Origin of the sequence: Mycobacterium sp. TY814, from assembly GCF_030755175.1 — a bacterium.
GTDB lineage: Bacteria > Actinomycetota > Actinomycetes > Mycobacteriales > Mycobacteriaceae > Mycobacterium.
Genome location: NZ_JAUFRY010000005.1, coordinates 215,064 through 239,509, shown reverse-complemented (window position 1 = coordinate 239,509; position 24,446 = coordinate 215,064). Strand labels below are relative to the sequence as shown.

Annotated in this window: 27 protein-coding genes and 1 tRNA gene; 22 read left to right on the top strand and 6 right to left on the bottom strand. The window is 65.5% G+C overall.

Features of this window, described 5'->3' with window-relative positions; translation table 11 throughout:
- Window positions 1–144: 144 nt before the first annotated feature.
- On the bottom strand, window positions 145–897 hold the full coding sequence (locus tag QXH22_RS29060; protein WP_306240683.1) for an O-methyltransferase: 753 nt from the start codon (window positions 895–897) through the stop codon (window positions 145–147).
- Between the two features lie 234 nt (window positions 898–1,131).
- Here QXH22_RS29060 and QXH22_RS29055 point away from each other — a divergent pair, with 234 nt between their 5' ends.
- The 15 genes from QXH22_RS29055 to QXH22_RS28985 all read left to right on the top strand — a co-directional run bounded on the left by QXH22_RS29055 (window position 1,132) and on the right by QXH22_RS28985 (window position 13,507).
- Window positions 1,132–2,736 carry a sodium bicarbonate transporter family protein gene (locus QXH22_RS29055; protein WP_306240682.1) on the top strand — a complete coding sequence of 535 codons (1,605 nt, stop codon included), beginning with the start codon at window positions 1,132–1,134 and terminating at the stop codon, window positions 2,734–2,736.
- 313 nt (window positions 2,737–3,049) lie between these two features.
- On the top strand, window positions 3,050–3,907 hold the full coding sequence (locus QXH22_RS29050; RefSeq protein WP_306277716.1) for a ParA family protein: 858 nt from the start codon (window positions 3,050–3,052) through the stop codon (window positions 3,905–3,907).
- Entirely contained in the window at window positions 3,904–4,716 is an 813-nt protein-coding gene (locus QXH22_RS29045; RefSeq protein ID WP_306277715.1) for a segregation/condensation protein A, read from the top strand. Before QXH22_RS29050 ends, QXH22_RS29045 begins: the two co-directional genes overlap by 4 nt.
- Complete coding sequence (gene scpB, locus QXH22_RS29040) at window positions 4,717–5,412, top strand: SMC-Scp complex subunit ScpB (RefSeq protein WP_306277714.1); 696 nt, start codon at window positions 4,717–4,719, stop codon at window positions 5,410–5,412.
- Window positions 5,412–6,164: a pseudouridine synthase gene (locus QXH22_RS29035; protein WP_371934344.1), complete on the top strand. Its 753-nt coding sequence runs from the start codon at window positions 5,412–5,414 to the stop codon at window positions 6,162–6,164. Before scpB ends, QXH22_RS29035 begins: the two co-directional genes overlap by 1 nt.
- The gene (gene cmk / locus QXH22_RS29030) at window positions 6,161–6,841 is read left to right on the top strand and encodes a (d)CMP kinase (RefSeq protein WP_306277713.1); all 681 of its coding nucleotides are present in this window, start codon (window positions 6,161–6,163) and stop codon (window positions 6,839–6,841) included. The genes QXH22_RS29035 and cmk overlap by 4 nt, the downstream gene beginning before the upstream one ends.
- Entirely contained in the window at window positions 6,838–8,238 is a 1,401-nt protein-coding gene (gene der / locus QXH22_RS29025; RefSeq protein ID WP_306277712.1) for a ribosome biogenesis GTPase Der, read from the top strand. The genes cmk and der overlap by 4 nt, the downstream gene beginning before the upstream one ends.
- A 160-nt stretch (window positions 8,239–8,398) precedes the next feature.
- Complete coding sequence (locus QXH22_RS29020) at window positions 8,399–9,199, top strand: SDR family NAD(P)-dependent oxidoreductase (RefSeq protein ID WP_306240675.1); 801 nt, start codon at window positions 8,399–8,401, stop codon at window positions 9,197–9,199.
- Window positions 9,193–10,101 (top strand): 3-hydroxyacyl-CoA dehydrogenase family protein, encoded by a 909-nt coding sequence (locus tag QXH22_RS29015; RefSeq protein WP_306277711.1) that lies wholly within the window; start codon window positions 9,193–9,195, stop codon window positions 10,099–10,101. Before QXH22_RS29020 ends, QXH22_RS29015 begins: the two co-directional genes overlap by 7 nt.
- A 2-nt stretch (window positions 10,102–10,103) precedes the next feature.
- Complete coding sequence (locus tag QXH22_RS29010; RefSeq protein WP_306240672.1) at window positions 10,104–10,934, top strand: cyclase family protein; 831 nt, start codon at window positions 10,104–10,106, stop codon at window positions 10,932–10,934.
- 2 nt (window positions 10,935–10,936) lie between these two features.
- Complete coding sequence (locus QXH22_RS29005; RefSeq protein ID WP_306240671.1) at window positions 10,937–11,287, top strand: cupin domain-containing protein; 351 nt, start codon at window positions 10,937–10,939, stop codon at window positions 11,285–11,287.
- Window positions 11,284–12,114 (top strand): 3-keto-5-aminohexanoate cleavage protein, encoded by an 831-nt coding sequence (locus tag QXH22_RS29000; RefSeq protein ID WP_306240670.1) that lies wholly within the window; start codon window positions 11,284–11,286, stop codon window positions 12,112–12,114. The genes QXH22_RS29005 and QXH22_RS29000 overlap by 4 nt, the downstream gene beginning before the upstream one ends.
- Window positions 12,115–12,119: 5 nt before the next feature.
- Window positions 12,120–12,890, top strand: a complete 771-nt coding sequence (locus QXH22_RS28995; protein ID WP_306244216.1) for an IclR family transcriptional regulator — start codon at window positions 12,120–12,122, stop codon at window positions 12,888–12,890.
- Window positions 12,891–12,903: 13 nt separating this feature from the next.
- Window positions 12,904–13,371: a lipocalin-like domain-containing protein gene (locus QXH22_RS28990; RefSeq protein ID WP_306277710.1), complete on the top strand. Its 468-nt coding sequence runs from the start codon at window positions 12,904–12,906 to the stop codon at window positions 13,369–13,371.
- A gap of 62 nt (window positions 13,372–13,433) precedes the next feature.
- Window positions 13,434–13,507: transfer RNA gene (locus QXH22_RS28985), tRNA-Pro, on the top strand.
- Between the two features lie 398 nt (window positions 13,508–13,905).
- Here the strand turns inward: QXH22_RS28985 and QXH22_RS28980 are convergent.
- The 3 genes from QXH22_RS28980 to QXH22_RS28970 all read right to left on the bottom strand — a co-directional run bounded on the left by QXH22_RS28980 (window position 13,906) and on the right by QXH22_RS28970 (window position 16,716).
- Window positions 13,906–14,298 (bottom strand): hypothetical protein, encoded by a 393-nt coding sequence (locus tag QXH22_RS28980; protein ID WP_306277709.1) that lies wholly within the window; start codon window positions 14,296–14,298, stop codon window positions 13,906–13,908.
- A 70-nt stretch (window positions 14,299–14,368) separates the two neighbouring features.
- Window positions 14,369–15,604: an IS256-like element IS1512 family transposase gene (locus QXH22_RS28975; RefSeq protein WP_065140125.1), complete on the bottom strand. Its 1,236-nt coding sequence runs from the start codon at window positions 15,602–15,604 to the stop codon at window positions 14,369–14,371.
- Window positions 15,605–15,693: 89 nt separating this feature from the next.
- Window positions 15,694–16,716, bottom strand: a complete 1,023-nt coding sequence (locus tag QXH22_RS28970) for a plasmid pRiA4b ORF-3 family protein (RefSeq protein WP_306277708.1) — start codon at window positions 16,714–16,716, stop codon at window positions 15,694–15,696.
- A 6-nt stretch (window positions 16,717–16,722) separates the two neighbouring features.
- On the opposite strand from QXH22_RS28970, the gene QXH22_RS28965 reads away from it, so the two are divergent.
- The 4 genes from QXH22_RS28965 to QXH22_RS28950 all read left to right on the top strand — a co-directional run bounded on the left by QXH22_RS28965 (window position 16,723) and on the right by QXH22_RS28950 (window position 21,541).
- Complete coding sequence (locus QXH22_RS28965; RefSeq protein ID WP_306277707.1) at window positions 16,723–18,372, top strand: SWIM zinc finger domain-containing protein; 1,650 nt, start codon at window positions 16,723–16,725, stop codon at window positions 18,370–18,372.
- Between the two features lie 201 nt (window positions 18,373–18,573).
- Entirely contained in the window at window positions 18,574–19,530 is a 957-nt protein-coding gene (locus QXH22_RS28960) for a glycoside hydrolase family 16 protein (RefSeq protein WP_306240666.1), read from the top strand.
- Between the two features lie 53 nt (window positions 19,531–19,583).
- Window positions 19,584–20,657, top strand: coding sequence for a DUF2993 domain-containing protein (locus QXH22_RS28955; RefSeq protein ID WP_306277706.1), 1,074 nt, complete (start codon window positions 19,584–19,586; stop codon window positions 20,655–20,657).
- 92 nt (window positions 20,658–20,749) lie between these two features.
- Window positions 20,750–21,541 carry an SDR family oxidoreductase gene (locus tag QXH22_RS28950; protein WP_306240664.1) on the top strand — a complete coding sequence of 264 codons (792 nt, stop codon included), beginning with the start codon at window positions 20,750–20,752 and terminating at the stop codon, window positions 21,539–21,541.
- Window positions 21,542–21,551: 10 nt separating this feature from the next.
- Here QXH22_RS28950 and QXH22_RS28945 read toward each other — a convergent pair whose 3' ends face one another.
- The gene (locus QXH22_RS28945) at window positions 21,552–21,710 is read right to left on the bottom strand and encodes a hypothetical protein (protein WP_306240663.1); all 159 of its coding nucleotides are present in this window, start codon (window positions 21,708–21,710) and stop codon (window positions 21,552–21,554) included.
- Window positions 21,711–22,095: 385 nt separating this feature from the next.
- Between QXH22_RS28945 and QXH22_RS28940 the strand changes: the two genes are divergently transcribed.
- From QXH22_RS28940 to QXH22_RS28930, 3 genes are all read left to right on the top strand, one after another.
- On the top strand, window positions 22,096–22,602 hold the full coding sequence (locus tag QXH22_RS28940; RefSeq protein ID WP_306240662.1) for a hypothetical protein: 507 nt from the start codon (window positions 22,096–22,098) through the stop codon (window positions 22,600–22,602).
- 97 nt (window positions 22,603–22,699) lie between these two features.
- Window positions 22,700–23,188, top strand: a complete 489-nt coding sequence (locus tag QXH22_RS28935) for a pyridoxamine 5'-phosphate oxidase family protein (RefSeq protein WP_306277748.1) — start codon at window positions 22,700–22,702, stop codon at window positions 23,186–23,188.
- 488 nt (window positions 23,189–23,676) lie between these two features.
- The gene (locus QXH22_RS28930) at window positions 23,677–24,024 is read left to right on the top strand and encodes a WhiB family transcriptional regulator (protein ID WP_371934350.1); all 348 of its coding nucleotides are present in this window, start codon (window positions 23,677–23,679) and stop codon (window positions 24,022–24,024) included.
- Between the two features lie 101 nt (window positions 24,025–24,125).
- Here the strand turns inward: QXH22_RS28930 and QXH22_RS28925 are convergent, their stop codons facing one another.
- Window positions 24,126–24,377, bottom strand: a complete 252-nt coding sequence (locus QXH22_RS28925) for a hypothetical protein (protein ID WP_306240661.1) — start codon at window positions 24,375–24,377, stop codon at window positions 24,126–24,128.
- Between the last annotated feature and the right edge of the window lie 69 nt (window positions 24,378–24,446).

Sequence of the window (24,446 nt, the reverse complement as noted above, 5' to 3'; positions counted from 1 at the left end):
CCAGCGCTCCGCGCGGGTCACCCAACTGGCGCTCCGCGCGGGTCACCCAACTGGCGCTGCGCGCGGGTCACCCACCTGGCGCGAGCAGACGCAAAATCACCGTGGAGCATTCGCTCCAACGGGATTTTGCGCCTGCTCGCGCGCCTAAGCGAGGTACTCGGACTCCAGCACCAGGTCGGACACCATCGACTGATACTCGAGATGTGTCTTGTGCTCGACGGTGTTCCACGTCTTGCCCTGTTGTTCCCGCATGTAGGCGCGGTACTTCGGCGCGCCGGGCACCCGGACATTGTCGGCGACAGCGATCGATCCCCGGTGCAGCCACCCGCGGGCCAAGATGCTCTGCAGGTCGTCCAGGTAGGCGTCTTTGTCGTGGTCCAGGAAGAGAAAATCGACTGCCTCAGAGGTGAATCCGTGATCGTCGGCCAGCACGTCCAAGGTGCGTCCCCCGTCGCCGATGGTGCCGACCACACACGTCACCCGGTCGGCCACGCCGGCGTGACTCCAGATCCGCCGGGCGTTGGCGGCGTTGGCCTCGGCGAGTTCGATCGAGAACACCTTGGCCTGCGGCGCGGCCCGCGCGATCCGCAGGGCGCCGTATCCGACATAGGTACCGAGCTCGAGCGCGAGCGACGGGTTGGCGCGGCGCACGGCGGCGTCGAGCAGTTGGCCCTTCTCGTCGCCGACATTGATCAACATCGACTTCTCGTAGGCGAACTTGTCGATGGTGGCCAACACGTCGTCGATGTCACCGGCGCGCGCGTGGTTCACCACGTAGTCGACCACCGCCGCCTCACGTCCGTCACCGATCTGGCCGGTCCTGGTGATGTTGCGTGCCCCGGTGGCCATCCGCCACACCGACCACCGCAGCAGGGGTATGCGTCGTTTGAGATCCATGGACCTCCACGATAGGCGCTCACATGCCGCGCAATTCGGAATCTCTTTTCGCCCCGGTTGGCCTATGAGTCTCCAATGAGCACCGCTGCGCACCCAGTCTGGGGTTGCTTCTTGTCAGGGCGGCAAGGCATGTTGGCAATAGGTGCGCCGGAAAGTCTGGTCGGCAACTCGGCTCGGAGCGGGTCGGGTGTGTTTCGACTGGAGGGTGGATCCGTGTCAAGCAGACGGAGCAGCGTGCCGGACGCCCCACAAGCGCAGAAGATCGGCCTCTTGACCTACACCGGCCGATTCGGCGGCGGTCTTCGGGCGGATGTACGGCGAAAGCTACCTTGCTATATCAGCGACTTCAAGGACGGGCTACATTCGAAAGTCTCGGCGTCTGTAAGTTTTCTCTTTTTCGCCTGCCTTGCGAATGCTATTGCTTTCGGTGGTCTCACCAGTGTCATGACCCACGGTGAGGTCGGCATCGTGGAAATGATTGTGGCAACCGCCATCGGCGGAATCCTGTTCGCGCTTTTGTCCGCCCAACCCCTGACAATTTTGGGCGGCACCGGCCCCATCGTCATCTTCACCGGCCTGCTGTACACGATGTGCCTGCGTTTCGACCTTCCATTTCTGCCGGTCTACGCCTGGGTAGGAGTCTGGTCGGGCATTCTTATTCTGGTCCTCGCGGTGACCGATGCCAGCGCGCTCATGAAATTCTTCACCCGCTTCGTCGACGAGATCTTCGCCGTCCTCATCGCTGTCATCTTTATCGTCGAAGCAGCGCGCTCCGTGGTGTCGCCCTTCATCGCGTCACCGCGCAACGACGCGACCGCCCTGATGACTCTGGTCCTCGCTTTGGGAACATTCCTGTTAGCCCGCACCTTCAAGACCTTCCTGCAGACCAGGTATGTCCAGCGCACTTTCCGCGAATTCGTGGCAGATTTCGGGCCCACCATCGCCATAGCGCTGATGACAATATTCGCCTTGACGTTGCCGGAGGTCCAGGTGGCGGATGTGGCCATTCCCAGCCAATTCGGCACCAGCACCGGCCGGTCCTGGCTCGTCGACATGTTCTCGGTGCCAGTCTCGGTGATTGTCGCTTGCCTCGGGCCGGCTGTACTGGTCACCGTTCTGCTGTTTCTCGACCAGAACATCACGACTCGTCTGGTCAACAGCCCTTCGCATGCCCTCCGAAAAGGTGGCGGCTATCACCTTGACCTGGCTGTCGTCGGCGTCATCACCGCGGTGTGCTCCGTGTTCGGTTTGCCCTGGATTGTGGCGGCCACCGTCCATTCCCTGAACCACGTCAAGAGTCTGGCGACCACCAGACGACCTGTCGACACTTATGTGTCACAGGGATTTGGTGCAAACCAGTCTCAAGGCGACGAGTCCGGCGCCGAGCGCATCCTGACTGTCCGAGAAAATCGAGTCTCCCCGCTCACAATTCATATCCTGATTGCGGCCTCGCTCTTCGTGTTGCCGCTGATCAAGAAAATTCCGACTGAGGTACTTTTCGGCCTATTCCTGTTCATGGGTTTCGCCACCCTCAACGGGACGGACTTCTATGCGCGGTTGAAACTGTGGTTGACGGACCGCAACCTGTACCCCAACACCCACTACGTTCGTCATGTTCCCTGGAAAGTCATACATCTGTTCACCTTGGTCCAGGTTCTTTGTCTGGTGGTGTTGTGGATCCTCAAGAGCAGCCCGGCAGGAATCTTGTTCCCCTTGTTCATCGCGATGCTGGTGCCGTTGCGCCTTTTGCTCAGCAGGTGGTTCCAGCCAGAGCACTTGGCTTTGCTCGACGCCGATGAGCAGGCCGGCGACGACAGCATGGGGGACTTCCGGCTCTGAGCTCGGCCGCTGCGAGTCGCACGCCGGATCCGCCTGCGGGACGAGCTCATCGATCGCGGCGCGCGAGCCCGCCTTGGTTGACCGGCGCGGGCTCGATCGTCGGATCGGTCTCGCTCATCGTCCACGGGCTGCGATGTCTTCAGCGCAAAGTCAGCGTCACCCAGCTGGAAAGTGGCGGCGTGTACCGCCGCATCGGGCGCAGATCTCCCAGCCGATTGATTTGCCAGCGGGTCTGCCGGCGCAAGCACACCCAGCCGTTAGACTTTCCTGCAATGTCCACGCTGACGCCCGTCACCACCCACCGCCACCGGGCATGACCGACCACTCGGGTCCAGAGATCGGCCTGACCGGCCGGCCGCCGCGGGCGATTCCTGATCCGAAACCACTGGCCAGCCACGGCCCAGCAAAGGTCGTCGCGATGTGCAACCAGAAGGGTGGCGTCGGTAAAACCACATCGACGATCAACCTGGGCGCCGCTCTTGCCGAATACGGCCGGCGGGTGCTGCTGGTGGACATGGACCCGCAGGGGGCGCTGTCCGCCGGTCTGGGTGTGCCGCACTACGAGCTGGAAAAAACCATTCACAACGTGCTGGTGGAGTCGCGGGTGTCGGTCGACGACGTGCTGATCAACACCCGGGTCAAGAACTTGGACCTGGTGCCCAGCAACATCGACCTGTCGGCCGCCGAGATTCAGCTGGTGAACGAGGTGGGGCGGGAGCAGACGCTGGCCCGCGCGCTGTATCCGGTGCTGGACCGCTATGACTACGTGCTGATCGACTGCCAGCCGTCTCTGGGGCTGCTCACCGTCAACGGCCTGGCCTGCGCCGAAGGCGTCGTCATCCCCACCGAATGCGAATTCTTCTCGCTGCGTGGCCTGGCGCTGCTCACCGACACCGTGGACAAGGTGCGCGACCGCCTGAATCCCAAGCTGGACATCAGCGGCATCGTGATCACCCGCTACGACCCACGTACCGTGAACTCCCGCGAGGTGATGGCCCGCGTCGTCGAACGGTTCGGTGATCTAGTGTTCGACACCGTGATCACCCGCACCGTCCGCTTCCCGGAGACCAGTGTCGCGGGCGAACCCATCACCACATGGGCGCCCCGGTCAGCAGGTGCGCTTGCGTATCGTTCACTGGCCCGCGAATTCATCGACCGATTCGGCGTGTGAGCGGCCCTGACAGTCCGGCGCCATCCGAGAGCGGGTTCCAGGTCCGGCTGACCAACTTCGAAGGGCCGTTCGACCTGCTCCTGCAGCTAATCTTCGCCCAGCGGCTCGACGTCACCGAGGTGGCGCTACACCAGGTCACCGACGATTTCATCGCGTACACCAAGACCATCGGCGTGCAGTTGGACCTGGAAGAGACGACCGCGTTCCTGGTGGTCGCAGCCACCTTGCTGGACCTCAAAGCCGCACGGCTGCTGCCCACCGGCCAGGTCGACGACGAGGAAGACCTGGCACTGCTGGAAGTACGCGACCTGTTGTTCGCGCGCCTGTTGCAGTACCGGGCCTTCAAGCACGTCGCAGAGATGTTCGCCGAGCTGGAAGCCACCGCGATGCGCAGCTATCCCCGCTCGGTGGCGCTCGAGGAGCGCTTCGAGGGCCTGCTGCCCGAGGTGATGATCGGTGTCGACGCGCACCGGTTCGCCGAGATCGCGGCAATCGCCTTCACCCCGCGTCCGGTTCCGACGGTGGGCCTCGGGCATCTGCACGTGGAGCCGGTGTCGGTGCCCGAGCAGGCCCGGCACATCCTGACCATGCTGGAAGGGCGCGGCAGCGGCCAGTGGGCCTCGTTCTCGGAGCTGGTAGCCGACTGCACCGTGCCGGTCGAGATCGTCGGGCGCTTTCTCGCGCTGCTCGAACTGTATCGGTCGCGGGCTGTAGCATTCGACCAGTCCGAGCCCCTTGGCGTGCTCCAGGTTTCGTGGACCGGGGAACGGCCAACGAGCGAATCGTTGCTAGAAGTGCGAGATCAGTAGATGACCCAACTGCCGCCCGGTGGCGAGCTGGATGCTGGCATCCCGGATATCGCCGAACCCGCCGAGATGGACCCCGAAGAGCTCGGCCGGGTGCTCGAATCGCTGTTGCTGGTGGTGGACACCCCGGTGACCGCGGAGGCGCTGGCCTCGGCCACCGAGCAACCCGTCTACCGGGTCGCGGCCAAGCTGCGGTTGATGGCCGACGAACTCACCGAGCGCGACAGCGGTATCGACCTGCGCCAGACGAGCGAGGGCTGGCGGCTCTACACCCGGGCGCGTTTTGCGCCCTACGTCGAGAAACTTCTGCTGGACGGTGCGCGCAGCAAACTCACCAGGGCCGCGCTGGAGACGCTCGCCGTGGTGGCCTACCGCCAGCCGGTGACCCGCGCGCGGGTGAGTGCGGTGCGCGGTGTCAACGTGGACGCCGTGATGCGAACCTTGTTGGCGCGCGGTCTGATCACCGAAGTCGGCAACGACGAAGACAGCGGCGCAGTCACTTTCGCCACCACCGAGCTGTTCCTCGAACGGCTGGGCCTGACGTCGTTGTCCGAACTGCCCGATATCGCACCGTTGTTGCCCGATGTCGACACCATCGACGACCTCAGCGAGTCCCTGGACAGCGAGCCACGATTTATCAAACTCAACGGTGGCCGGCCCTCCGATCAGCCGCTGACGTTCGACGTGGACCACGACTGATGGCCGACTCCGACGAGCAGCGGGGGATCCGCCTGCAGAAAGTGTTGTCCCAGGCCGGGATTGCCTCGCGCCGGGCAGCCGAGCGCATGATCATCGACGGCCGGGTCGAGGTCGACGGTCAGGTGGTGACCGAGCTGGGCACCCGCGTCGATCCCGACGCTTCGGTGATCCGCGTCGACGGTGCCCGGGTGATCCTGGACGATTCGCTGGTCTACCTCGCGCTGAACAAGCCGCGCGGTATGCACTCGACCATGTCCGACGATCGGGGCCGGCCGTGCATCGGCGATCTGATCGAACGAAAAGTACGCGGCAACAAGAAGTTGTTCCACGTCGGGCGATTGGACGCCGACACCGAAGGGTTGATCCTGCTGACCAACGACGGGGAGCTGGCACACCGCTTGATGCACCCTTCCCACCAGGTGCCCAAAACCTATCTCGCCACCGTCACCGGTGCGGTGCCGCGCGGGCTGGGCAAGCAGCTGCGGGCCGGCATCGAATTGGACGACGGCCCGGTCCGGCTCGACGACTTCGCGGTGGTGGACTCCATTCCGGGCAAGTCGCTGGTGCGGGTGACGCTGCACGAGGGCCGCAACCGGATCGTTCGCCGGTTGCTGGCGGCGGTCGGGTTCCCGGTCGAGGCGCTGGTGCGCACCGACATCGGCGCGGTGACGCTCGGCAAGCAGCGCCCCGGCTCGGTGCGGGCCCTGCGGCACGACGAGATCGGGCAACTGTACAAGGCGGTGGGGTTGTGAGCGTGGTAGTGGCGATCGACGGTCCGGCGGGGACCGGAAAGTCCTCGGTATCAAGGGGATTGGCGCGTGGACTGGGTGCGCGATTCCTCGACACCGGAGCGATGTACCGGATGGTGACACTGGCGGTGCTGCGCGCCGGAATCGATCCCGCCGACGCCGAGGCGGTGAGTGAAACCGCCGCCACGGCAGAGCTTTCGGTGGGCTACGACCCCGACGCGAGCAGCTTCTTCCTGTCCGGCGAAGACGTTTCCGCCGAGATACGCGGCGACGATGTCACCCGGGCGGTGTCCGCGGTGTCGGCCGTACCCTCCGTCCGTCACCGCCTGGTCGACATTCAGCGCCAGATGGCCGAGGGCCCAGAGACTATCGTCGTCGAGGGACGTGACATCGGGACAGTGGTCTTTCCGGACGCGCCGGTGAAGATCTACCTGACCGCCTCTGCCGAGACGCGCGCGCAGCGACGCAACGCGCAGAACATCCGGTCGGGGCTGGCCGATGATTACGAGGCAGTCCTGGCCGACGTCCGCCGCCGCGACCACCTCGACTCGACCCGGGCGGTGTCGCCGCTGCGCGCCGCGCCGGACGCGATCGTCGTCGACACCAGCGACATGACCGAGGCGGAGGTGATCGCTCATCTGCAGGAGTTGGTCATCCAGCGAAGTGGGGCGGTGCGATGACCGAGGACGGTACCTGGTCCGACGAAAGTGACTGGGAAATAGCGGAATCCGGATCGGATGAGTTCGCCGAGGCCGGCCCGGCGCCCGTCGTGGCGATCGTGGGGCGACCCAATGTCGGCAAGTCGACGTTGGTGAACCGGATCATCGGCCGGCGCGAAGCGGTGGTGCAGGACGTCCCGGGTGTGACCCGGGACCGGGTGTCCTACGACGCGCTATGGACCGGGCGCCGATTCGTGGTGCAGGACACCGGGGGATGGGAACCCGACGCAAAAGGCCTGCAGCAGTTGGTGGCCGAGCAGGCGTCGGTGGCGATGCGCACCGCCGACGCGGTGATCCTGGTGGTCGATGCCACGGTCGGGGCGACCGCGGCCGACGAGGCCGCCGCCCGCATCCTGCTGCGCTCGGGCAAGCCGGTGTTCTTGGCGGCCAACAAGGTTGACAGCGAGAGGGCCGAATCCGACGCCGCCGAGCTGTGGTCTCTGGGTCTGGGCGAGCCCTTCGCGATCAGCGCCATGCACGGTCGCGGCGTCGCCGAGCTGCTCGACGCGGTGCTGGACGCGGTGCCCGAGGTCTCGGAGGTCACGTCGAGCGGCGGTGGCCCGCGCCGGGTAGCCCTGGTCGGAAAACCGAACGTGGGCAAGAGCTCCCTGCTGAACAAGCTGGCCGGCGACCAGCGATCGGTGGTCCACGACGTCGCCGGAACGACGGTCGATCCGGTGGACTCGCTGATCGAGCTGGGCGGCAAGGTGTGGCGGTTCGTCGACACGGCCGGTCTACGGCGCAAGGTCGGGCAGGCCAGCGGTCACGAGTTTTATGCCTCGGTGCGCACCCGAGGCGCCATCGACGCGGCGGAAGTGGTGATCATCCTGATCGACGCCTCGCAGCCGCTCACCGAACAGGACCTGCGGGTGCTGTCGATGGTGATCGAGGCCGGCCGCGCGCTGGTGATCGCCTACAACAAGTGGGACCTCGTCGACGAGGATCGGCGCGACCTGCTGGACCGTGAAATTGACCGGGAGCTGGTGCAGGTGCGCTGGGCCCAGCGGGTCAACATCTCCGCCAAGACCGGCCGGGCGGTGCAGAAGCTGGTGCCCGCGATGGAAACCGCGCTGGCTTCGTGGGACGCCAGGATTCCGACCGGGCCGCTGAACAGCTGGATCAAGGAGGTGGTGGCGGCGACGCCGCCGCCGGTGCGCGGGGGCAAGCAGCCACGCATCCTGTTCGCCACTCAGGCCACTGCCCGCCCGCCGACGTTCGTGCTGTTCACCACCGGATTCCTGGAAGCCGGCTACCGCCGGTTCCTGGAGCGGCGGCTGCGCGAAACGTTCGGATTCGAGGGCAGCCCGATCCGGATCAACGTGCGCATGCGGGAGAAGCGCTCGGCCAAGCGCCGCTGATCGCACCCGCTTAATCGCTCCCGCATTGATGATTCCCACGATGCGGGCATAGAAAGCTACGTCACAGGAATATGCCGTTGACATGCGCGGACGACGCTTCCTAACATCTCTCGTATAGCGGATATAGATGACTGCATCGTGGGATTAGCGAGGTATTCCGATGACGACGCAGCAGGCTCTCAGCAAAAGCCAGACGCGGTTCAGCGTCCGGGACAAGTCGATATTGATCACCGGAGCGACCGGTTCACTCGGCCGTGTCGCGGCGCGGGCGCTCGCCGACGCGGGAGCCCGGCTGACCCTGGCCGGCGGCAATGCGGCCGGCCTGGCCGACCTGGTCGACGACGCCGGTATCGACGGTGCGGTGGTGGTTCCGTGCCGGCCCGAAACCCCGGCCGACGCACAGGCCATGGTCGAGGCTGCCGTCGCGCGTCACGGACGGCTGGACGGGGTGCTGGTCGCCTCCGGCATGAACCACGTCCAGCCCATCACCGAGATGGCCGTCGAGGACTTCGACAAGGTGATGGGGGCCAACGTGCGGGGCGCGTGGCTGGTCAGTCAGGCGGCCGGGCGGGTCATGCTCGAGCAGGGGCTCGGCGGCAGCATCGTGCTGGTGTCCTCCGTGCGTGGGGCATTGGGCCACAGCGCGGGCTACAGCGCCTACTGTCCGTCCAAAGCGGGAACCGATCTGCTCGCCAAGTCGCTGGCCGCCGAGTGGGGCACAAACGGCATCCGGGTGAACGCCCTTGCCCCCACGGTATTCCGGTCCGAACTGACCGAGTGGATGTACGCCGACGATGAAAAAGGACGCACCACCCGGGAAACCATGTTCGCCCGAATCCCCCTGGGACGCTTCGCAGAACCCGAAGATTTCGTCGGCGCCCTGATCTATCTGCTCAGTGACGCCTCTAGTTTCTACACCGGCCAGGTGATGTATCTGGACGGGGGGTACACCGCATGCTGAGCTCGCCCGGCTTCACCCGTGCGGCGGTGGTCGGCGCCGGCCTGATGGGCCGTCGCATCGCGGGTGTGCTGGCCTCGGCGGGACTCGACGTCGTCATCACCGACACCAACGCCGAAATCCTCGCTGCCGCAGCCGCAGAGGCAAACGAGGTGTCCGGGGCGCAGCGCGGTTCGGTGTCTGCCACCGCCGATCTGGCTGCGGCGGTGCGGGATTGCGACCTGGTGGTCGAGGCCATCGTCGAAAACCTCGCTGTCAAGCAGGAACTCTTCGAGCGCCTGGCCGGACTGACGCCGCGTGGTGCGGTCCTGGCCACCAACACCTCCGTGCTGCCGATCGGCGCCGTCACCGAGCGGGTCGAAGACGGCGGCCGCGTCATCGGCACGCACTTTTGGAATCCGCCCGACCTCATCCCGGTCGTCGAGGTCATCCCCAGCGAGCGGACGCACGCCGACACCGTCGACCGAATCGTCGCGTTGCTGAACCAGGCAGGGAAGCTGCCGGTGCGGGTCGGTCGCGACGTCGCGGGATTCATCGGCAACCGTCTGCAACATGCGCTGTGGCGCGAGGCGATGGCGTTGGTGGCCGAGGGCATCTGTGACGCCGAGACGGTGGATTTGGTGGTGCGCAACACCATCGGGCTGCGTCTGGCCGCGCTCGGTCCCCTCGAGAACGCCGACTACATCGGCCTGGACCTGACGCTGGCGATCCATGACGCCGTGATCCCGAACATCAACAGCGACCCGCATCCCAGCCCGCTGCTGCGCGAGCTGGTGGACACGGGCCACCTGGGAGCACGCACGGGCCGGGGATTTCTCGACTGGCCGCCAGGCGCCCGGGAAGAGACGGCCGCCCGGTTGGCCGGGCACATCAGTCAGCAACTCAACACAGAAAGGATGTCATAGCCATGGAATTCACCTGGCCCCTCGGTAAAGCCGAATCAGCATTGGAGTTCTACGACCTCTCGCACCCGTGGGGGCACGGCGTGCCGGCATGGCCCTACTTCGAGGACGTCAAGATCGAGCGGCTGCACGGGATGGCGAAAAGCCGGGTGCTGACCCAGAAGATCACCACCGTCATGCATTCCGGCACCCACATCGACGCCCCCGCACACGTGGTCGAAGGCACGCCGTTCTTGGAAGAGATCCCGTTGAGCGCATTCTTCGGCACCGGTGTCGTGGTTTCGATTCCCAAGGACAAGTGGGGCGTCGTCACCGCCGACGACCTGGAGAACGTCACACCGGAGATCCGGCCCGGCGACATCGTCATCGTCAACACCGGCTGGCACCACAAGTACGCCGACAGCGCCGAGTACTACGCCTACTCGCCGGGCTTCTACAAAGAAGCCGGTGAATGGTTCGCCGCCAAGGGCGTCAAGGCCGTGGGCACCGACACCCAGGCGCTGGATCACCCGCTGGCCACCGCGATCGCACCGCACGGTCCGGCCGAAGCGCAGGGCGGCCTATTGCCCTGGGCGGTGGCGGAATACGAGCAGCTGACCGGGCGCAAAGTACTCGACGACTTCCCGGAGTGGGAACCGTGCCATCGGGCGATCCTGTCCAAGGGCATCTACGGCTTCGAAAATGTCGGCGGCGACCTGGACAAGGTCACCGGAAAGCGGGTCACCTTCGCGGCGTTCCCATGGCGCTGGGTGGGCGGCGACGGCTGCATCGTGCGTCTGGTCGCGATCGTCGATCCCACCGGCAGCTACCGCATCGAGACGGGCGAGGCGGCCTGAGGATGAACGTGACTCGCGTCTGCGATGCTCCCACGTATGTGGCTCCCGCGCATCACCACGTGTGCACCTCGCGATTGCAGGGCCTGGAAGCCGGGACCACCGAGCGGTTCTGGGTGGGGGTGTCGCTCTACCACCCGGGCGGCATGGCCGAAAAGTCCGCCGCCCCAGAGGAAACGGTGTACGTCGTGCTCGACGGCGAGCTGGTCATCTACACCGACGAAGGGGAGACGGTGCTGGGCCGGCTCGACAGCATGCACCTGGCCAAGGGCGAGACGAGGTCGATCCTGAATCGCTCGGATGACGAGGCACTGTTGCTCGTCACCATCGCGCATCCGGACGGGGCCCGGTCATGAGCGTCATCGTCACCGTCGCACCGACGGGACCCATCGCCACCAAAGCCGACAATCCGGCCCTGCCCACCACGCCGGAGGAGATCGCGACCGCCGTCGAGCAGGCATATCACGCGGGCGCGTCCGTCGCTCACATCCATCTTCGCGACGAAAACGAAAGGCCGACAGCCGATCTCGACATCGCGCGACGGACGATGGATCTGATCGGCGAACGCTGCCCGATCCTGATCCAGATGTCGACCGGAGTTGGCCTCAGCGTGCCGTTCGAGGAACGGGAGAAGCTGGTGGAGCTGCGACCGCGGATGGCCACGCTCAACCCGTGCTCAATGAGCTTCGGCGCCGGGGAGTTTCGCAACCCGCCCACTGCTGTGCGCCGGCTCGCCGGACGCATGGCCGAGCTGGACATCAAACCCGAGCTGGAGATCTACGACACCGGTCATCTGGAGGCGTGTCTGCGGCTGTGGGCCGAAGGGCTGCTGGCCGAACCGCTGCAATTCAGCATCGTGCTCGGGGTGCAGGGCGGCATGGCCGCCACCGCCGATAATCTGCTCACCATGGTGCGCCGGCTTCCCCCGGGGGCGATCTGGCAAGTCATCGCGATCGGTCGGGCCAATCTTGAGCTCACTGCGATGGGCTTGGCCCTGGGCGGCAATGCGCGCGTAGGTCTGGAGGACACGCTGTACTTGCGCAAGGGTGAGCTGGCGCCGAGCAATCTGGCCCTGGTCTCGCGCACGACGCGTCTGGCGCAGGCCCTGGACCTAACGCTGGCCTCCGTCGAAGAAGCCGAGGCCGTGCTGCAGCTGCCGGCCGGGAGAGGAGTTCTGCGGTGACAGCGTTGCCTGACAACTCCGAGGCCCGCAGCGGCGGCATCCAGGTCATTGCCCGGGCCGCGGAGATTCTGCGGGTGCTGCAGTCCCATCCGGGCGGGCTGAATCAGGCGGACATCTGTGAGCGGGTCGGCATGGCCCGCTCGACCGTGAGCCGGATTCTGAACGCGCTCGAAGACGAGGGACTGGTCGCCTCGCGCCGGGGTGGCCGCGGGCCCTACCGGCTGGGTCCGGAGATCGCGCGGATGGCCAACACGGTGCGACTCGGTGTCGTGACCGATATGCACCCGTTTTTGACCGAGCTGTCGCGCAGCTTGAACGAGACGGTGGACCTGTCGATCCTGGACGGCGACCGCGCAGCGTTCATCGACCAGGTCGTCGCGCCGCACCGTCTGCAGGCGGTGAGTGCGGTGGGGGAGACGTTCCCGCTTTACTGCAGCGCCAACGGCAAGGCTCTGCTGGCGGCGCTGCCCGCCGATCAGCTGGCTCAGGCCATGCCCAAGCGGCTGGTGCAGCTGACCACGAACACCATCACCGATCAGGCGGCACTGCGTGCCGAACTGGATCGCGTCCGGGCCGACGGCGTCGCCTATGACTGTGAAGAGCAGACCGAAGGCATCTGCGCGGTGGGCGCGGTGCTGCACGGCGTGAGCGATGTGCTGGTCGCGGTCAGCGTGCCGGTTCCGGCACAGCGGTTCTACGGCCGCGAGGCCGAACTCGCCCGGGTGCTGCGGGCGTGGGTGTCGAAGGTCGACACCCGGTCGCGCACCCGCTACTGAGGAGATTTTCGACATGTCAAAGTCATTGCAGGACAGTCTTATCGGAGCCTGGAGTCTGGTTTCCTACGTGGAGCGGGACAGTCCCGACGGACCGCCCAGGTACCCGCATGGTGACGATGCCCAGGGTCTGATCATGTACACGCCCGACGGTTATATGTCGGCGCAGATCCAGTCCGCGGGCCGGCCGAACTACGACCGGCCGGTGGCCAGCGGTGGCACGACGGAGCAGGCGGCCGCTGCGGCGCTGGGATATCTGGCCTACAGCGGGCGGTACTTCGTCGACGAGGACACCGGCGACATCCGCCACCAGGCGACGCTGTCCCTGGTGCCGAATTACCTGGGCCAATTCCACCTGCGGCACAGCGACCTGGACGGTGACCAGCTCACCCTGTCGTCGGAGTTGACCCTGCCCGACGGGCGGACGGTGTACTCGTCGCTGCTGTGGCGGCGGGCCTCGGCGGGCGACGCGCAGGTGGCCTAGCGGAGCGGGTTGGGGGCTGCGGTAGGCTGTCGACCTGCTGCTGGTTCACGGATCGGCAGCACCGGGCTGTGGCGCAGTTTGGTAGCGCACTTGACTGGGGGTCAAGTGGTCGCAGGTTCAAATCCTGTCAGCCCGACGCAGAGAAGTAGACCTTGAGCTGCGATACCGCAGATTCTTAACCCCAACTGTTGCGTGTCGTTCAGCCCATTCTGGGGACCATAAGGGTGCTGGCGGCGCGCTCGACAGGCTCATTCAGGGGAGTTCGGCCAGTTCGACAGCACGCCGTGCACGCTGCGCGCGCCTGTGCACGTCATCCGGCTCAGCCGGTGGCGCTGCCCTTGTGTCGAATTTGTCCGCTGGTCAATTGGGGTGGTGGCACTGTGAGTCCTATAAGCGTCATGCGCGGGTCAGCAAGCTATCGCGAGGTTGTCGGCGTTTGGGGGACCTGGCCCGGCGCCATTCGGCGACCGCTCGGCGCGCTTCGCGAAGCGCCGGCCAACGACTTCTGGGTCGTCCTCAGCATTGCTTATGCCTTCAGTTCCCGCCGAGCGCCCTACGCGCCAGTGCTGCTGCGGCAGGGCTCACGATATTCCGCCGTGCCCGGGTGACGGGCTGGTCGGTCACGTTGAGCAGGATTTGGTAGATGGCGAGTTGACGTAGGGACGATTCCGAGAGAGACCGACCGTCGGAGTAGCGCCAGCCGAGATCGGCCAGCAGCGCTGTCATCTTGTCGAACGGCAGTTCGGAACCGGCCGAAGCCGACGCAAAGGCCAGCATCAGCATGGTTGCTTGTGCGTCGAACTTCTCTTCGGACTTGGGAATCAACCGACCGGCCAGATGCTCCCACAGCTTGTCGGCGTCACGCTGGGCAACTATGCCAGCCTTGGTCAGCAACAGTGTGCCCTTGTGCTTACGCAGCAGTCCCAACGACTGCACGCCTGGTCAAGTCCAGGGACGTGGTGTACGACGTCGTCGTGTGATTCTTCGATGTCGTGACTTATGCGGTTAGTGCCGCGGGGTTGTCCTCCTGTTCTGCTGGTGTGGTGGTGGTCAGGCGGGATTTGCTGAGGACGTCGAGACCCAGGTAGCGCCGTGACTCGGCCCATTCGTCGTGTTGTTCGGCCAGCACAGCGCCGACGAGGCGGATTAGAGCATCGCGGTCGGGGAAGATCCCGACGACATCGGTGCGGCGGCGGATTTCTTTGTTGAGTCGTTCCTGGGGGTTGTTGGACCAGATCTGACGCCAGATCTGCTTAGGAAAAGCCGTGAAGGCCAGCAGGTCGGACCTGGCCGCTTCGAGGTGATCAGCGACCTTGGGTAGCTTGTCGGAAAGCGCGTCGATGATCCGGTCATATTGTGCAGCAACAGAAGTGGCGTCGGGTTGATCGAACACCGAATGCAGCAGGGTCTTGACCCAGGGCCAGGAGCTCTTGGGGGTGATGGCCATCAGGTTGGTGGCGTAATGGGTGCGGCAGCGCTGCCAGGACGCCCCGGGCAAGGTGGCCCCAATCGCTGAGAGCAGTCCAGCATGGGCGTCGCTGGTGACCAGCGCCACCCCAGACAGGCCGCGCGCGGTCAACGAGCGCAGAAACGTCAACCAGCCCGCACCGTCTTCGGCGGTGGTGACGTCGATGCCCAGGATTTCGCGGTAGCCCTCAGCGTTGACGCCCACCGCGATCAGCGCGTGCACGTTGACCACGCGGCCGGCCTCGCGGACCTTGAGTACCAAAGCGTCGGCGGCCATGAACGTATACGGGCCGGCATCAAGAGGCCGAGTGCGGAAAGCCTCCACGGCAGTGTCGAGTTCTTTGGCCATCACCGACACCTGCGACTTCGACAAGCCGGTAATCCCGAGGGTCTCGACCAGCTTGTCCATCCGCCGGGTCGAGACCCCGAGCAGATAGCAGGTGGCCACCACAGTTGTCAGGGCCCGCTCGGCGCGTTTGCGGCGTTCCAGCAGCCAGTCCGGGAAGTAGGACCCCTGGCGCAGCTTGGGAATCGCCAGATCCAAACTGCCTGCCCGGGTATCGAACTGGCGATGCCGATAACCGTTACGAGAGTTAGTCCGCTCGCTGCTGCGCTGACCGTAGGCCGCGCCGCATAGCGCGTCAGCCTCGGCGCCCATCAGCGTGTGGATGAAGGTAGCCAGCAGTTCGCGCAACACATCAGGGTGGGTGGTGGTGAGTCGCTCAGCCAACAGTGCGGGTAGGTCGATATCGTGGGCAGCGGTCATCGCGTCGATCCTTTGCTCTAGTGACTTTGGTCGGTCTCTCGAAGAATCACGCGATGACCCTTTACTAGCCGGCTACGACACGCCGGTCCTCACCTCACGGCCCGACTCGTACACCACTTTCGTGGACGCAACCGCACGCCTTCGCGGAACCGCAACAGTGGATAGCATTGGATCTCGCGGTTGTTCTTGCCGACCCAATCATTCATTACAGGAACGATTTTCGAGGCTTCCTCGACGTCAGCCGGTTTGAGGTATCCGGCGGTCGTCAACGGAATGCCGCCGTCTTTGGCGCGGTCCAGAAACCACTGATACGCCCGGAGATTGTCGGCAACAGCGACCGTGTCCGACTGTCGCGCACCGGCCAAGGTGAGCGCCGCCTTCGTCAGGTCGTCGCCATACGGACTGAACGTGAGCCGATGAACCAGGTCGACCAGGCGCACGTCGATGCCTGCCTCGCGCAGCACGAAATACGCGTCGCCGAACCCCTTGTTGACCCGTTCCGGCTCGAACAGCGCGGGGTCAGGGAGCACCTCGGCGAGGCTGTCCACATCGACCAAATGCCCACAGTCTTCCGGCGGAGCCGCTCGCTCACCGTCGACGACAACCGCCGCGGGACAGTCACTCTCGGCGGAAAAGACTTGTTCCAGACGTAGCGTCAGCTCCCAGTTGTCACCGTAATCGTAGAGGTAGTGCAGGACATCGCCGGGCTCACTGAGGGTTTCGTCGAGTCGAGTCTCGGCGGCGGGCAGGCCGTCGTCGTCTTCGGGCCACTCCTTGTTGTCCACGTCGTACGGACATAGGAATAGCTGGCTGTGGCGGTCGAAGGCGCCGCCGCCGAGTGAGAAACGATGCAGGTGCGAGTCGGTCCAGTCGAACGCCACCTGCAGGACCTGGTGCAGCAGGTCCAGCGTCATGTTGGAACGCAGGTCCAACCGTCGCCAGATCGTCGGATCGCTGTCGTCGAGGTGAACCCGCACCCGGTAGACCGCGGCGTCGCCCCGGCGTGCGCGACGCAGATCCGGGCGCGACACGGGTTCTGGCACCAGGCGCAGGTACGGTCGCTCGACCATGCTGCTCACCTTAGAGGTGTCGCGGAGTCGATCGGGCACCATGTTGGTATGCCGTTGTCGGAGAAGGCGCTGCTTGAGGTGGCCGGTGACCGGAGCTATGCCCGGGGTGAAGACTATGTCCGGTACGTCCGAGGGTTGCGAGCGACGGCCGGGAGAGCCTGCGCGTCGGTCCAAGCCAAGCGGGTCTACGTGGTCCAGCTCGAGTGGTCCGGTCCGCAACCTGATGGTTTCTGCACATGCCCGCACGCCGCCGACGGTCACTTCTGCAAGCACCTGGTCGCAGTCGGTCTCGCGGTAATAGACAGCGGCGCCGTCGCCGAGGCCACTGGGGCGGCATCGGCGCTGGAAGCGACCGTGCAAGCGATGGACATCGACGAGCTTCGCGAGCTCGTCATGACCCTCGCCAACCGCGACGGCGAAGTGCGCCGCATGTTGGAGGTTCGCGCCACGGCCGCGTCCGGTGACGACACGACCGCGAAAGCCGAGTTCGAGGCCGTTGTGCGAAACGCCCTGGAATTCCGCGGATTCGTCGACTACCGCGAGTCCTACGTCGTCGCGGAAGCGGGCTGCCAAGTGCTCGACGAACTCGAAATTCACCTCAATGGAGGGTCCGCGGAAGTCGTGCGACCGGCCCTGCTGTCCGCGCTGACTTTGCTACGCACAATCACTGGGCAGGCGGACGATTCGTCGGGTGTGATTGCCGATGAATGCCAGCGGGCTGCCGACCTGTACGCGCAAGCGTGTCGACTGGGTGAACCAGACGGTGTCGAACTCGCAAGATGGCTGGCGACTTTCCGGGCGACCTCGCCGGGATGGCCGACGCTGATCCTCGCGGATTTCATCGACGCGTTCGACGACCATGCGCTTGCGATCTACCGCGCGGCGGTCGCGGACTTGGACCGCCAGCACGCAGGTCGTGACTACCGGAGCCGGCTCGAGGCCAACACCATGTTGCTGGAACTCGCCGATCACGATGGCGATATCGACCGCGCTGTCGACCTTTTGAACGACCGGGAACACCCGCAGTACGGTGCGATCATCGCCCGCTTGCGGGCAGCCGGACGTGACGCAGAGGTAGTCACATGGATCGATCAGGCTGTTGCCGAAGGGCGCACCAGCAGCCACGGCGGCGGTAATAACTATTGGCTGAACCCGTCCGACGTCGCCGATACATACCGGGGAATTGGCCGCATCGACGATGCGATCGCCGTTCTGCGTGCCGACTTCGTCCGGCAGCCTTCGGTCCGTGCGTATCGAGTGCTGCTGGACTTCGCCGCCACGTACGATCGCGCCGAAACCGAACGCGCCTGGGCGCTTGACCACGCGCGGGGATTAGCTGCAGGCCCCGGCGCGGGGGCGGTTCTGGTCCAGCTCTGCCTCAGTGAGGAAGACGTAGACGCCGCCTGGGAGGCCGCCGAGCGTTATGGTCCGGGCTGGGCGTGGAAGGAACTCGCCGCGCAAGGGGCCGAGGCCCGGCCGGTAGCGGCTGCAGATCTGTACCGGCAGTCGCTCGAGAAAGACCTGCGGTATCCGAACACCAAGCTCTACCCGGGCATTGCTGCGACGCTGGCAACAATGGCCGAGCTGTATGAAAGAGGCGGTCGCAGTGCTGATTTCGTGCATTACATCGCAAAAGTCCGGCAAGACTATGGCAGGCGCCCATCGTTGATGAAGGCGCTCCAAAGGAAGGGGCTCTGAGCGACCTGTCTCGCCGGGCGGGCGCGGTGAGCACTCGCCGCGTTAATCCCACCCTTAGGGCATTGCCAATCCGGGGAACCGCCGTATTTTTGGCGTGCTACCGCCGCACTTCTTCCCAGCGCTCGCCGAGCGCTTTCGCCGCCGTGGACACCTTCATCACCAGCCGGCGCTCGCGGTTGGGGCCCGGTCAATGCCGCGGGCGTGGCGGTCGCCGGTGGACCCGGCGGCACCGGTGGCCTCGGTGGGGCCGGCGGTGCGGCCGGATTGTTCGGCACTGCCGGCCAAACAGGGGCCACGGGTGCCACAGGCGGCACGGGCGCCAGCGGAAGCGGTGGGGGCGGTGGCGGATTCACCACGATCTGGCGAGACGACTTCACGGGCTCCGCGGGCTCACCCGTCAACACCGCGAACTGGCTCTACGATCTGGGCCACGGCTATCCCGGCGGAGCAACAAACTGGGGCACCGGCGAGATCGAGTCGATGACCAACAGCACCAACAACGTCTACCTCGACGGCAACGGCCACCTGGCGATCAAGCCGATCAGGGACGCCGCCGGCAACTGGACGTCGGGCCGGATCGAGACGCAACGCACCGACTTCGCGGCGCCTTCCGGCGGAGTGCTGCGCATCGAGGCGTCGATTCAGCAGCCCAATGTCAACACCACCAACGGGCCCGGCTACTGGCCGGCGTTCTGGGCCCTTGGTGACGCGGCACGGCCCGTCGGTGCCAGCAACTGGCCCAGCATCGGCGAGCTGGACATCATGGAAAGCATCAACGGGCGCAGTTCGGTGTTCGGCACGGTGCACGGCGGCACCGCTCCCGGCGGGCCGTTCAACGAGTTCACCGGAATCGGTTCCGGCGAACGACCGGTGACGGGCGCGCAAACCAGCTTCCACACCTACGCCATCGAGCTGGACCGCAGTACGAGCGTCGAACAGTTGCGGTGGTACCTCGACGGCAACAATTACTTCACCGTCAACTCCAACCAGGTCCCCGCCACCGCCTGGAACAACGCCACCCACCACGGGTTCTTCGTCATCCTGAACGTGGCGATGGGCGGAGGCTTCCCGGACGCATTCGGAGGCGGCCCGACCAGCGCCACCCTTTCGGGACAGCCGATGCTTGTCGACTACGTCTCGGTGTCCACAAAGGGCTGATCGGCAAGGCTCCGCCGCAGACACATTCAGCTTGTTAGGGCACCATGGTTGTGGTGACAACGCCGCAAGGGCCACCCCGCGGGAACCCGCCGGAATGGAACCGTCCCACCGAGCCCGGACCCGGCAGGCGGCCGGCGCCCCCGCCACCACCTCCGTCGGGATCACCGACTCAGCGGATCCCGCAGGGCGGTCGGCCCTACCCGCCGCCACCGCGGCAGAACCCACCGCAGCCACCCCGTCGTCCAGAGCCTCCCCAGCCGGGCCGCCCGCCGGCCGCCGGGCCGCCGTTTCCGCCGGCCCGCCCACCCGCACAGGAACAGTCCGGTCCGCCGGAACAGGCCACGACCCGCCTGCCCACCCAACCGCCGCCCGAGAGCGCGCCGGCGAAAACACCACGCCGACGGCCGAAGAAACCTCTGATTCTGGCCATCGTGCTGGCCGTCGTCCTGGCCCTCGTGGTCGGGGCCGAGTTGCTCGTTCGGCACCTGGCCGGGAACAAGGTGGCGAGCGCCGTGGCTTGTGAGGTGGAGGACAGCGCCACGGTGTCGTTCGCCGCCATGCCACCGATGCTGTGGCAGTACATCAGCAGCACCTACCCGGACATCTCCGTGCAGACCGCCGGCAACCAGGTGCGCAGCGCCAAGGGCATGAAGGTCAGCATCGACATCAAGGACCTGCGACTGAGCGACGCCGGCGGCTCGAAGGGCACCATCGGCGCAGTGAACGGCACCATCACCTGGTCATCGGACGGCATCAAGCAGTCGGTCCAAGACGCCGTCCCGGTGCTGGGCAGCTTCGTGACCAGCAAGGTCACCACCAATCCCGGCGAAGGAACCATCGAATTGAAGGGGATGCTCGACAGCGTCACCGTCAAGCCGCAGATCGTGAAAAACGGACTGTCGCTGCAGGTCGTCAACCTGACCGCCCTGGGCACGAAGATGTCGACGAACACGGTGCAGGAGAACCTGGACAGTCTGACGTCCAAAGCGACCCAGAATTATCCGTTGGGCATCCACGCCGACACCGTCAAGGTCACCGACACCGGCCTGGAAGCGACGTTCTCGACCACGAACGCGACCATCCCCGCCTCGTCGCAGAACGGTCAGGACTGCTTCAGCGGATTCTGATCCGGCCCATCCCAGGAAGCACCTGAACGGCACGCGTCCGTTCCGGCAGCCGGCAGCGCCTCGTGCCCAACCGATGCGGTAGACATGGGCCCGTGAAGATCGACGGATCGGTGGCGGTTGTCACCGGAGCGGGTTCGGGCATTGGCAGGGCCACTGCGGCGGCACTGGCGGCGGCCGGTGCCTCGGTGGTGGCAGGCGACATCGACGCGGATTCCGCGGCGGAGACCGCGGCGCTGATCGGGGGCGTGGGGACAGCCGCCGACGCCGCGAGCACGGACGGCATCGAAACCCTGCTCGACACCGCACGCCGTGCCTTCGGGCCGGTGGACATTTACGTTGCCAATGCCGGCATCAACGGCCAACTCGGCCTCGGCGACGACGAAGCCGCCTGGGACCGGATCATCGACATCAACCTGCGCGCCCACATCCGGGCGGCCAAAGCCGTTGTGCCGCAATGGCTTGAGCGTGGAGCGGGACATTTCGTGGCCGTCGCCTCGGCCGCCGGCCTGCTGACCCAGCTCGGTGCGGCGCCCTACAGCGTCACCAAGCACGCCGCCGTCGGCTTCGCCGAATGGTTGGCCATCAGATATGGCGACCAGGGAATAGGTGTCAGCTGCGTGTGCCCCATGGGTGTGGACACCCCCATGCTGCGCGGCATGTCCGAATCGCCGGACGCGGAGATGCGGATGGCCGGCGCCGCCGTCACCAGTGCCGGGGCGGTGGTCACCCCGGAGACGGTGGCAGGGCTCGTGGTTCAGGCCATTGCCGACCGGACATTTCTGGTACTGCCGCACCCGGAGGTGTTGGCCATGTACCGGCAGAAGGGCGCCGATTACGAGCGGTGGATTGCCGGCATGCGCCGCTACCAGCGCACTTTGCAGTGAAACGGTATGGCTAACGGTGATGCGGCGGCTGCTCGTCACGGAGCCGACTCTCGTCCCACGCCGCGCGCACCTGCTCCTCGTCGCCGAATCTCTCCAGCTCCTCGGGCGTGACGTGGACCCGCGGCCGCTTGGGTGCCGCGGCTGGTGGATGTGAGGGTTCGGCGGGCATTGACGCGATTCTCTCTGTCATGACGTGACGGCGCGGCGGGCTCCGCGGACCATCGGGGGCTGTTGTACATCGTCGCAGCTTCACCGCGACAGCGGCCACTGCCGATCTTCGACGCTATGGCAGGCCGCGCCCGGACCGTCCGCCGCACCCCCCGCCAAACCGCTCTCATGCCAGTATTTTCCGCTCGACAATTCGGCCGCGACGGGAAATCTGCACGCACAAACCGAAGGCCGGGCACTGTCATCAGGGATTATTCCCAGTTATGGCAACGGGATGAGTTTTCAGGCGAGAGACTGTGAGACGTGTGGCAAAGGGCGTCATGGTCAATTTGCTTGCAAACGCAGTTGCCCATCACGCGGCGGTTCTCGTTTGAAGAGGTGAATGAGTGAAGAAATTCGCCATTTTCGGCATCGCGGCAACTGCGTGGCTCAGTATGAGCGTCCCAGTGGCCCAGGCGGATATCGGCGGAAACGTACCCGGCCCCGGTTTGTGTGACTATCCGGGGGTAGGGGGCTCCGGCATGGAGATGGGCGCATACCACTACTGGTGTGACTTCCCAATCGAGGAAAACGGAAGTCGCTGGCACTGCGAGTACGGGGGCGGTGCCGTTCAAGGCGTCGGTGGCGTCAATATCTTCTTCCTCACCGCCCAAGTCATCACTCCGCTGGGTGCGGTCGAGGGCTCGTGCTCATTCCGCTGCCCGGACGGCTCGTTGTCGGCCGCGCCGAATCCACCCGGTGCGTGGAAAAACGGGCTCACACCGAAGAAATGCGTACCGCTGGAGGTATCGCCGATTTCGGAGCCGAATGCGGAGCTGCCGGCGTGGCCGGGGCACCTTCCTGCTGTCACGAATCCGGTGACCCCCAACCCGGTGACGACAGAAAACGATTGAGACCACCCCTTCGACCAGGACCGGGCTTCTCCAGCGCGGTTGAGGAGGATGCAGTCCACGTGCGGTTTGTCCTTGACCGGGTATGTCTGCCGGTGTGCTGAACAATCCTGAGGCGGCCCGCGAACTCGGCCATCCCGGTGCCCAGAAGTTGCTTGCGGGGTCGATGGCTCGCCTCGCTTACAACGGCCACGATGGTTTCCCGCGAGTGATTCCCGTCGGGTTCTCCTGGACCGGTGACCGCATCATCGTCTCAACGGCATCCACCGCGCCGAAGGCCCGCGCACTCGCATCGCGCCCGCAGGTCGCGCTGACGATAGACAGCGGCTCCACGCCTGCAGAGGCGAAGGCCCTGTTGGTGCGCGGGCTCGCCACGCTGACAACGGTCGAGGGGGTCACCGAGGAGTACCTCGCGGCGGCGCGAAGGCAGATGGACGGAATCCAACTCGCCGAGTTCGAGCGCAATGTGCGCTCGACGTATAAGCGGATGGTGCGAATCTCCATCGAGCCGGTGTGGGCACGGTTCTACGACTTCGGCGCCGGCCGGTTGCCCGATTTTCTCGCCAACTTGGACGATGAGCTGCCCTGATAGCCGTGGCTTGAGAAGCTTTCAGGAAAAAGACCTCCCTGAGTCACGAGGCGGCGCGACCCAGGGAGGCGTGTGCGGAGATGTTTACGACGCCGGGGCTGGAGGCGCACCCGGTGCCGGGCTGGAGGTCGGCACCTCGCCAGGCGCCGCGGAGCCGGGAACATTTGACGTCCAGATCAAAATGTCCTGCAGCCCGTCGTTGTAGACGACCCCGTTCTGCTCGGTGTTAACGATTGCCGCACCGATCGCGATAGACCAAAACGTGATCGACAGACGGGCGGTCGGAGGTGACGGCACCGTTTTGTGGCGTCCGCACAACCAGGCTTTGTGGCATTGGCGGCCGGTCACGATGTGCACGCGGCCGGCCGGCATTAATTTGCTGTCAGAGCAGCCGGCCGTCCTGACGAAGAATTCGGGGAGCTCGAAATATCGAGACGGTTTCTCGGTTGGCGGATGCACACTGCGGCGAGTAGGAAGGGCATAAATTGTTGTCAGAAATGCGAACGGCCACTCGGCAATTGGGCTTGGCGGTTACCAACAGCAATCCGCGCGCAATGACCGCCGAAGATCGTGCCTGGGTCAGAAACGCTCTGTGCCGCGACACCGATCCCGACGAACTCTTTGTGAAGGGCGCAGCGCAGCGGAAGGCCGCGACCATTTGTCGGAATTGTCCGGTGAAGCGGGAATGCGGCGCGGACGCGCTCGACAACAAGGTTGAGTACGGCGTGTGGGGCGGCCTCACCGAGCGGCGTCGCCGGGCCCTGCTCAAAGAGCACCCCGACGTCATGTCGTGGGCGGACTTCTTCAACAAACAGAACACACGGTTCGCGGGCTAGTTGTTTGCGCGGTGGCTGCGCCACCGGCGTGCTGACTGCGTGCGTACCCGCCGGTGGCCCGACCCTTGCAAGATCGACGGCGTGAGATCTCCCGCTGTCGATTAGCAGGGGTCGCCGTTGGGCGTGTAATACGGCACGCCCTCGGCGGTGTAGCACGGCGGCTGGCCGTTTGCGGCCTGGCTGGCGGCCTCGACGTCGCTGGCCGTCGCCACCCTCGCCGCGGGGTCTGTGCACCCGCCCACCGAGACGTGCCGACCTCCCACGTCGCCGCACACGTCGGCGTGCGCGGCCGGCGCGGGTGCCAGCGCGAAGGAGCCGACCGCTACCAGCGCCGCGAACAAGATTTTGACCATTGGCTGATCGTACTGATCGTCGTCACCGGATATTCGCCATTGCGCGCATTCCATCCGGACCCGGCCGAA

Excerpts from the sequence above, each read along its gene's own strand:
- QXH22_RS29060 (WP_306240683.1), bottom strand. The coding sequence starts at position 897 with ATGGATCTCAAACGACGCATACCCCTGCTGCGGTGGTCGGTGTGGCGG.
- QXH22_RS29050 (WP_306277716.1), top strand. The coding sequence starts at position 3,050 with ATGACCGACCACTCGGGTCCAGAGATCGGCCTGACCGGCCGGCCGCCG.
- scpB (WP_306277714.1), top strand. The coding sequence starts at position 4,717 with ATGACCCAACTGCCGCCCGGTGGCGAGCTGGATGCTGGCATCCCGGAT.
- QXH22_RS29035 (WP_371934344.1), top strand. The coding sequence starts at position 5,412 with ATGGCCGACTCCGACGAGCAGCGGGGGATCCGCCTGCAGAAAGTGTTG.
- der (WP_306277712.1), top strand. The coding sequence starts at position 6,838 with ATGACCGAGGACGGTACCTGGTCCGACGAAAGTGACTGGGAAATAGCG.
- QXH22_RS29020 (WP_306240675.1), top strand. The coding sequence starts at position 8,399 with ATGACGACGCAGCAGGCTCTCAGCAAAAGCCAGACGCGGTTCAGCGTC.
- QXH22_RS29015 (WP_306277711.1), top strand. The coding sequence starts at position 9,193 with ATGCTGAGCTCGCCCGGCTTCACCCGTGCGGCGGTGGTCGGCGCCGGC.
- QXH22_RS29010 (WP_306240672.1), top strand. The coding sequence starts at position 10,104 with ATGGAATTCACCTGGCCCCTCGGTAAAGCCGAATCAGCATTGGAGTTC.
- QXH22_RS29005 (WP_306240671.1), top strand. The coding sequence starts at position 10,937 with ATGAACGTGACTCGCGTCTGCGATGCTCCCACGTATGTGGCTCCCGCG.
- QXH22_RS29000 (WP_306240670.1), top strand. The coding sequence starts at position 11,284 with ATGAGCGTCATCGTCACCGTCGCACCGACGGGACCCATCGCCACCAAA.
- QXH22_RS28990 (WP_306277710.1), top strand. The coding sequence starts at position 12,904 with ATGTCAAAGTCATTGCAGGACAGTCTTATCGGAGCCTGGAGTCTGGTT.
- QXH22_RS28975 (WP_065140125.1), bottom strand. The coding sequence starts at position 15,604 with ATGACCGCTGCCCACGATATCGACCTACCCGCACTGTTGGCTGAGCGA.
- QXH22_RS28970 (WP_306277708.1), bottom strand. The coding sequence starts at position 16,716 with ATGGTGCCCGATCGACTCCGCGACACCTCTAAGGTGAGCAGCATGGTC.
- QXH22_RS28965 (WP_306277707.1), top strand. The coding sequence starts at position 16,723 with ATGCCGTTGTCGGAGAAGGCGCTGCTTGAGGTGGCCGGTGACCGGAGC.
- QXH22_RS28945 (WP_306240663.1), bottom strand. The coding sequence starts at position 21,710 with ATGCCCGCCGAACCCTCACATCCACCAGCCGCGGCACCCAAGCGGCCG.
- QXH22_RS28925 (WP_306240661.1), bottom strand. The coding sequence starts at position 24,377 with ATGGTCAAAATCTTGTTCGCGGCGCTGGTAGCGGTCGGCTCCTTCGCG.